Origin of the sequence: Trichlorobacter sp., assembly GCF_030247655.1 — a bacterium.
GTDB lineage: Bacteria > Desulfobacterota > Desulfuromonadia > Geobacterales > Pseudopelobacteraceae > Trichlorobacter.
On the sequence record NZ_JAOTRZ010000139.1, the window covers coordinates 1 to 7564 of the forward strand.

A 7564-nucleotide genomic window follows, 5' to 3' on the forward strand; every position below is an offset into this window, starting at 1 on the left:
GCAGGATTGCAGGCGGAATCCGGAGCAACTGCAGCAGTTCCTGATCCCAGCACCCTTCGTGGATATTGAACAACAGTGTGCGGGAGGCATTACTGGCGTCGGTCAGATGCCGCTCTCCGCCGGTCAGGTTCCAGACCAGCCAGGAATCAATGGTGCCAAAGGCCAGCTCCCCCTCCTCTGCCCTGGCTCTGGCCCCGGGCAGATGATCCAGCAGCCAGGCCAGCTTGGTGCCGGAAAAGTAGGGGTCTAGCACCAGCCCGGTCTTGGCCCGGAAGGTCGCTTCCAGCCCCAGCCTCTTGAGACGGTCACACTCCGCAGCAGTACGCCGGTCCTGCCAGACAATGGCATTATGGATCGGCTTACCGGTCCGGCGATCCCAGACCACCGTTGTCTCCCGCTGGTTAGTGATGCCGATGGCCGCGATGTCAGCGGCGCTCAGCCCGGCCCGGGCAATCGCCTCCACCGCCACGCCCAGCTGTGAGGCCCAGATCTCCTCGGCATCATGCTCCACCAGACCAGGCTCGGGAAAGATCTGGCGAAACTCCTTCTGGGCCAGACCACGGACAGTACCGTCATGGTCAAACACTAGGGCACGGGAACTAGTGGTACCCTGATCAAGTGCAAGAATAAAACTCATCTTTTACACCTCTGTCTGAAGTAAGTGCTGATTATATCGCGGTCTGGCCACTTGGCAATCGCGGACGCCCATTCGAGCAGGTTTGCATGGAGAATAACAGCAGTGTCCAGGTGCCCTCAAAAAACAAAAGCCCCCGATTTCTCGAAGGCTTTTGAACTTATCCGCACTGTTGCGGACTATTAATTGGACGGTGGGAGCCAAACTGATTTTACAACAAACTGACAATACTCAGCTTTACCAAACTACAAAAACCAAACAAACCCCAAAAACACACCTAAAATTCATGAGATTGCACCTAAAATACCATAACTCGACCACGATATGCAGCACAATGCATTGCATCAATACCATCATCTCTCTGTAATTTAAATACAGATAACATCGTGCAGGCATTTAATTGCCAATGGCAAAGTTACCTCAACATTCTGCAACGAACTGTAAGCGCCAAGCCTGATCATCATCCCTTCCAACTCTTTGATGCTGGTGACATCAATGCTAGCCAGAAAATCAGCTACATCATCCAGTAGTTTTACACGATGCCTAAAAGCCAATGTATCCAGAATGAGCCGCTTGGTTTCATAATCCGGCATTAAGAGCTCAACAATCATCCCACCGGAAAACCAGGATTGAAGGTGGCCTGCTATTCCTTTGATCCTTGAAGGATGCTGGTCAAAGGTCAACACAATTTGAACCTGTCGGTCAGCAAGCCTGTCATGAAGATATTGCAGTTCCTGCTGGCTTCGCTCTTTTTGTGAAATAGACTGCACATTATCCAGCAACAAGAGATCCGCAGAACCAAATGTGTCCCTGAAGATACTTGGCTGATTTGTTCTGAGGCTATCAATGAGTGCTTGTGTGAAGGCATCTGCGGTACAGCAGATGACCCGCTTTGTCGGGTTGCTGGCAACAAACTGGTGTCCTGCAGCATGTAGCAAATGGCTTTTGCCAAGGCCGCTGGCACCATAGATGATGAGAGGATTGAATGTCGCTCTGTTTCCTGTTGCCGCCGCTTGAGTAGAAGAGTAGGCCAACTGGTTGCAGCTTCCGCAGGCAAACTGTCCAAAGGTAAACCCAGGGCGCAAATACGTATCAATCATGGTCATCCCCCGTATCAAACAAGCTATTGGTGAGACTACGGCCATTATTGCCTGGCGCAAGCAAGATCACCTTGTTCTTGGCCAGCCATGTTTTTGAGTCTTTGACAGGCGGGGGACTGTTGATTCCAGTAGCAATCACAGTAACCTTGATCTGATCGGCCAACTCTTCATCAACCACCATCCCCACAATGATGATGACGTCATTATCCAGTTGCTCAGTCACCACCTTGCAGACCTGATCAAACTCATCCATGGTCATACTACTGCTACCAGAAATGTTGAGCAGCAGGCCCTTGGCGCACTGAATATCCATACCTTCCAGCAAAGGATTGTGTAGTGCCACCATTGCAGCCTCTGTAGCCCTGCCTGGGGCATTCGAGATACCAATGCCCATCACCGCCATGCCACGTGCCCCCAGAACGGTTCTAAGGTCACTGAAATCTACATTGATATGACCATGTTTACTTACAATCTCCACAATGCCCTGAATAGCCTGCCGCAGCAGATCATCAGCCGGTTTAAATGCATCCAGTAGTGAGGTGCCCTTACCAGACATGCTAATCAGCCGGTCATTGGGAATAACTATCAGGCTGTCAACCAGTGGTAACAGTTCCTGTATGCCCCGTTCAGCAATCTCCATCCGCCGCTTGCCTTCACGTGAAAACGGCTTGGTCACCACAGCAACCACCAGTGCTCCCGCTTCTTTAGCAAGTTTGGCGATCTCAGGAGTTGCACCGGTTCCAGTACCGCTCCCTAGACCGGCAACCAGGAAGACCAGATCTGCTCCGCCCAGACATGCCGTCAATTCCTGGCGACTTACCTGCACTGCCTTTTTAGCAACCAGCGGGTCACCACCGGTGCCAAAACCACGATGGTCTGCACCTATCCTGATCTTAATCCCCGCATTTGACTTCCTGAGTCGTGGTTGAGAAGTACTGACAGCTATAAATTCCACGCCGTCTAATCCGGCTACCAGCATGGCATTCACCGCATTTAGCCCTGCCCCGCCGATGCCGACCACCTTTAATGTGGCAATACTCTGATTTTGCAGAAATAATTCCATGTTGATCTCCTGTTTATTTCATTGCCAGTACAGAAACCCTGACCACATTGTTGATTTTTTCATCCACTACAGTGCCAAAGACAAAGCTGAGATCAGTAGGAAAGTAGCTATCCAACGCAGTGATAGCTTGGCTGTAGAGATCAAAAGGCATGTCAGGACTGCCATAGATACAGGCCATGGCACCTCGGCACGTTGTGGCGTTAATACCGCACTGCTGCAAGTGTTCCAGGGCCTGTTTGCATGCCAGCGTCCCGCTGTCTGCACCAGTGGCTTCGTTACTTGCGAATATGCCATGCCCGCCAGATTGCAAGATCGCTTTGATATCACCATGGTCAATACCGACAAAACTGTTGGTGTTAACCAGATCAGATACCAAACCAACCAGATTCCGGGCACTGAGTGGATCAGGAATTGTGCAGTATGCGACAGCTGAATCGACAATCGAGGAGGAGTGCTGGTGAAGAGGTAGATGGGGGCCAATCACAACCACTTGAACACCTGCTGTGGCTGCTATCTTGATGCAGGCTGCCAATACTGAGCCGCACGACGGTTGCGTCGTATCAGCAAGCAGGAATAACAGATCATTTGACTGGATAACGTTGTCCACACGGGAAAGATCAGAGCCACAGATCTGTTGGGGATATAATGCAACCTCGTGGCAACAGACATTGTGAACCGAATAGGCCAACAAGCGTGTGCAGTACGCGCCAAACGCACCTATTCCGATGGCGGAGATACGCATGCTCACTTGATAATCAAACGTGCTGTGATACGGTGATGCATAGGGTGTTATCAAAAGGGATGTAATACTGTCAGGAAGCAGAACCGTTGCAAGGCTACCCTGTAGTATCGCTGTAAGAAACATCCGTCTGTCCATCAAGCGTCTCCAATCCGCATTAATATGAATGTGGTTAGGATAGGCGCTCTAAGCGACGGGCGCTGTCGTTTGAAAATGGTAGTGCTTGTACATCAACACTTAACGACTGGAGCTGTTATGAAAAAGCCTACTATCCCCGGCCTCAGTAAATCCCGCTATCTCCATGGCCTGCAGTGCCCCAAATACCTCTGGCTGGAAACCTGGCACAAAGAGCTGAAAAATGAGTGTGATGAGCCTACTGAGGAGATTCTTGCTCAAGGGCATCGAGTGGGAGCGGTAGCGCAGGGGCTGTTTCCAGGAGGAATTGAGATTCCCTATGCAGGCCTCACTATTGAAGAGCAACTACAGCAGACAGAAGAGGCTCTCAAACATAACAAGGTAATTTACGAAGCATCATTCCAGCATAATGGCGTATTTGTAAAGGCAGACATCCTGCGTAAGGTTCGAGGTGGTTGGGAGTTGTATGAAGTCAAAAGTTCCAAGAAGTTAAAGGATACGTACTATGATGACCTGGCCCTGCAGCACTATGTCATCACCAATGCCGGTATCAAGATCACCAAGGCCCACCTGGTACATATCAACACATCATACCAGCGCAAGGGAAAGCTTGATCCCCATCAACTGTTTACCATTACTGATCTGACCAAAGATATTCAACAGCTTCAGCCAGCAGTAAAGAAGCAGATTGCAACGTTAAAAAAGATGTTAAGCGGTACTGAGCCAGATATGCCAATTGGCCCACACTGCTATGAACCGTATGAATGCCAGTTTACCGGTCACTGCTGGCAGGATGTCCCGGATGAAGGGTCGGTATTTGAGCTTGCCGGTAAAGGGGCTGATTGTTACCAACTGTTTCATGAAGGGATAACAAAACTGAAAGACATTTCGCTTGAGCGGGTAAAGGGAAAACAGCACCAGCAGGTGGAGGCAGCAAAGAAAAAGCAGACCATTGTTAACAAGCAGGGTTTGCAGGAGTTTCTGGATACTCTCTCATACCCACTCTGCTTTCTTGATTTTGAGACCTTTATGGAAGCAGTTCCTTCATACGATGGACAGCGCCCGTACCAGCAGATGCCGTTTCAGTTTTCGCTGCATATCCAAAAGAAGCCAGGTGCAGGCTGTATCACCATGAATATCTGGCACCTCCCGGCGGAGATCCTCGAAAGGAGTTTCTGGACGAGTTACTAGAGCTGTTGCCGGAGGATGGTCCCATCATGGTCTACTACAAGCCATTTGAGGCTACAAGGCTTGAGGAGCTGGGCAAACTATTCCCACGAAAGAAGAAGCAAATTCAAGCACTGGTTGCCAACATGGTTGATCTGCTTGATCCATTCAAAGCGCGGCATTTGTACTCGTGGAAGCAGCAGGGTTCACACTCACTCAAGGCGGTGTTGCCTGCCTTTGTAAAGGATTTGAGTTATGACGATCTGGAGATTGCGGATGGTGGGGCGGCCATGCAGGCTTACCACGAGATGTGCGCCCTGGTCGACAGGCCCCAAAAGCTTGGTACTCTCAGGAAACAGTTGTTGGCCTATTGCAAGCAGGATACGCTGGCGATGGTGAAGTTGCTAGATGTTGTGCAATTAAAATCAAGGGCAAAATAACAAATTGAGACTGTTATTAAATCAGCTGTAACGAGCGATGAACATATTTTCAGACTCTTACACATACACAGGGAGCCGCGGCAATGACAAATACAGCAATGATCAGCAAGGGGATTCTGATTCCCTGGGAATACTCGGACGAATACATTGAAATTGACCTGACAACTATAGATAACACGCTGCGTATCTCATCAACAATTGAATGGTGGCGCAAAGACAAACGATGGGTAAAATATTCAACCGCTTCAAAGATACGGATAATTGAAGATAACGTAATTGAAATTAGCATTATATACGACCAAGACAACAACCCGCATCTTGCTGCTGATGACGTGTGCTGGGGGAAATCAATAATCAGAATTAACAGAGATACATTATCTGGTACAGCAGAATGGATTGATGCGACGGATGGAGATGAAAACAACGGAGAAGTCACGTTGGAGATTATTGATGTCCCCTTGGTTGGTGAAATAGTTAGAGAATCGGTTACTCGCATTCAAAGAATGCAAGCAATATTCAGATCTGCGCTTATTACACTCGATGAATGTTGCACAATAACCGGAGAGAGAACTAAGGAAGTCTTAGAAGCCGCACACATAATTCCGGCAAGTCGAGGCGGTGCAGAGGTTATTGAAAATGGAATTTTGCTTAGAGCCGACATACACCGCTTGTACGATGCAAACATGTTCACCATTAATGAAAGCGGTAAAATTGAAGTTCAGGAAGATGTTGCAGACAGCTACAAAGACCTTCTAATTAACTCACAGCTTAAGGAGGAGACTTTAAAGAGGGTGCAACGGGCATTAGAATATATACAACAAAATCCGACCAGCTAACCAGCGTGCTGAACCTATGCCTAGAGAGGAAAAAATAACGAAAGGATTGAAAATGATAGACTTACCTGTTTACAAAAATGCTTTATCGAAGATCAGCAAAACTTTCCAAGGAGAGTTTATAGGGCTTGAAGCACTTTTACATAGTTGCCTTTCAAATGAGCTGCCAAAAGACAAAGTCAAGCATGAGGTAAAGCTAGCAGATATAGGGGCTTGCCAAATATGCGGAGACGATGATGGAAGACTAGATATACTCTACAATAACTACGGTATCGAGCTGAAAGTGGTAAAATTCCCTAGGCCTAACGCTGTCATTAGTAAAGCTCTGTACGACATTGGTCAATTATCTTCTGATTACTGGCGAATAAAACATGCCAAAAAGCTGGAAGGTGGTGAACTTTGCATTCTTCTAGCTGGTTGCCTCGTGGCTGAACTGGCTAATCCTACAGCAATCCTTCGTGAATTCCACAACAGGATGTTTGTAGACTATATGACATCAAAGTCTTTTGGAGAACTAAAGACCCAACATACTAAAAAAAGAGAGAATCAGATACGTGCGATTGAGGATATGGGCTTCCATGAGCCTTACAACTTTAAAAAAGGCAAGAAAATTGTGTTTGACAAGGATCTTGCGCTAGTAATCATACCAGTAGTCAAATGACAGATAGGGGTGTATCTCTACTGCTGACACTCCCCCCACCCAGCCCTGAACGTAGCATCATGCAGTTCCAGCACCCTTGAAATATCACCATCTGTGTCAGACTGGCAAACATCTGCCAGGCTGACACAGACCTTCATTCCCCACTGCCTCGCAGGTCTGAACACCAGCAGATCCCTTTTACGTTATCAAGATTAATGTTCAGATACCGTATAGTTCAGATAGCGTTTTGACCCCCATTGGGTGCTGTACGTCATAAAGACTTTCACGGTGCGGTGTCGTTGCGTCCTGAATGCTGTAGTTATCACTGATCCAGCAACGAAGTTGCTGTACTGTTTTCTGCATTAAGATTACGCATCCAAGACCTTGTTGTTGCAGTTCGTTTATCACAGTCAATTCATTTCACAACTCGAATTATCCTGCAGACAGAACAAAAGCTGTAGATCAGGGCCACTCCTCTTCATCCCAGTCTTCGTGAATCTTGCCGCTCATTACCAAGGCATGAACAAACTCCTCCGGATAGTTGGTCTTGAGCCATGCACTCTGATAAGCGATGAGCGCCCAAGACACCGCATGTGCCTTTATAAAACCATACTCCACATTAATTGATAGAAAGTCGAACACCTCCGCAGCCTTGTCCGGGGCAGTTCTTTTTTTTGAAACAGCCGTTGCAATGAAGCGTTTTTTTTCATTCGCCACTTTTTCTGGATTTTTTTTAGCCAAATTGCGCCACAAAATTTCAGCCTGGGCAGGCGTGTAACCGGCAACAGCGCACGCAATTTGCATGGCCTGTTC

8 protein-coding genes and 1 pseudogene are annotated in these 7564 nt (G+C 48.0%); 3 read left to right on the forward strand and 6 right to left on the reverse strand.

Annotated features, from left to right (window positions below; genetic code table 11):
- The 4 genes from OEL57_RS11565 to OEL57_RS11580 form a co-directional block, all read right to left on the reverse strand.
- Positions 1-637, reverse strand: a 637-nt coding sequence (locus tag OEL57_RS11565; RefSeq protein ID WP_300740688.1) for an FGGY family carbohydrate kinase, incomplete at its 3' end; no start/stop codon positions are given.
- A 365-nt stretch (positions 638-1002) separates the two neighbouring features.
- Positions 1003-1734 carry a DnaA ATPase domain-containing protein gene (locus OEL57_RS11570; RefSeq protein WP_300740689.1) on the reverse strand — a complete coding sequence of 244 codons (732 nt, stop codon included), beginning with the start codon at positions 1732-1734 and terminating at the stop codon, positions 1003-1005.
- Entirely contained in the window at positions 1727-2797 is a 1071-nt protein-coding gene (ftsZ, locus tag OEL57_RS11575; RefSeq protein ID WP_300740690.1) for a cell division protein FtsZ, read from the reverse strand. Before ftsZ ends, OEL57_RS11570 begins: the two co-directional genes overlap by 8 nt.
- A 13-nt stretch (positions 2798-2810) precedes the next feature.
- The gene (locus tag OEL57_RS11580) at positions 2811-3674 is read right to left on the reverse strand and encodes a hypothetical protein (RefSeq protein WP_300740691.1); all 864 of its coding nucleotides are present in this window, start codon (positions 3672-3674) and stop codon (positions 2811-2813) included.
- Positions 3675-4700: 1026 nt separating this feature from the next.
- Here OEL57_RS11580 and OEL57_RS16930 point away from each other — a divergent pair.
- The 3 genes and pseudogenes from OEL57_RS16930 (at position 4701) to OEL57_RS11595 (ending at position 6772) form a co-directional block, all read left to right on the forward strand.
- Positions 4701-5278, forward strand: a pseudogene (locus OEL57_RS16930) (DUF2779 domain-containing protein).
- An 83-nt stretch (positions 5279-5361) separates the two neighbouring features.
- Positions 5362-6114 (forward strand): HNH endonuclease, encoded by a 753-nt coding sequence (locus OEL57_RS11590; RefSeq protein WP_300740692.1) that lies wholly within the window; start codon positions 5362-5364, stop codon positions 6112-6114.
- A 16-nt stretch (positions 6115-6130) separates the two neighbouring features.
- Positions 6131-6772, forward strand: a complete 642-nt coding sequence (locus OEL57_RS11595; protein WP_300740693.1) for a hypothetical protein — start codon at positions 6131-6133, stop codon at positions 6770-6772.
- Positions 6773-6789: 17 nt separating this feature from the next.
- On the opposite strand, the gene OEL57_RS11600 is transcribed toward OEL57_RS11595, so the two are convergent.
- On the reverse strand, positions 6790-6936 hold the full coding sequence (locus OEL57_RS11600) for a hypothetical protein (RefSeq protein WP_300740694.1): 147 nt from the start codon (positions 6934-6936) through the stop codon (positions 6790-6792).
- A 277-nt stretch (positions 6937-7213) separates the two neighbouring features.
- Positions 7214-7564, reverse strand: a 351-nt coding sequence (locus tag OEL57_RS11605) for a hypothetical protein (protein ID WP_300740695.1), incomplete at its 5' end; no start/stop codon positions are given.

Coding starts and splice junctions, on each gene's coding strand:
- OEL57_RS11570 (WP_300740689.1), bottom strand. CDS start 1,734: ATGATTGATACGTATTTGCGCCCTGGGTTTACCTTTGGACAGTTTGCC.
- ftsZ (WP_300740690.1), bottom strand. CDS start 2,797: ATGGAATTATTTCTGCAAAATCAGAGTATTGCCACATTAAAGGTGGTC.
- OEL57_RS11580 (WP_300740691.1), bottom strand. CDS start 3,674: ATGGACAGACGGATGTTTCTTACAGCGATACTACAGGGTAGCCTTGCA.
- OEL57_RS11590 (WP_300740692.1), top strand. CDS start 5,362: ATGACAAATACAGCAATGATCAGCAAGGGGATTCTGATTCCCTGGGAA.
- OEL57_RS11595 (WP_300740693.1), top strand. CDS start 6,131: ATGCCTAGAGAGGAAAAAATAACGAAAGGATTGAAAATGATAGACTTA.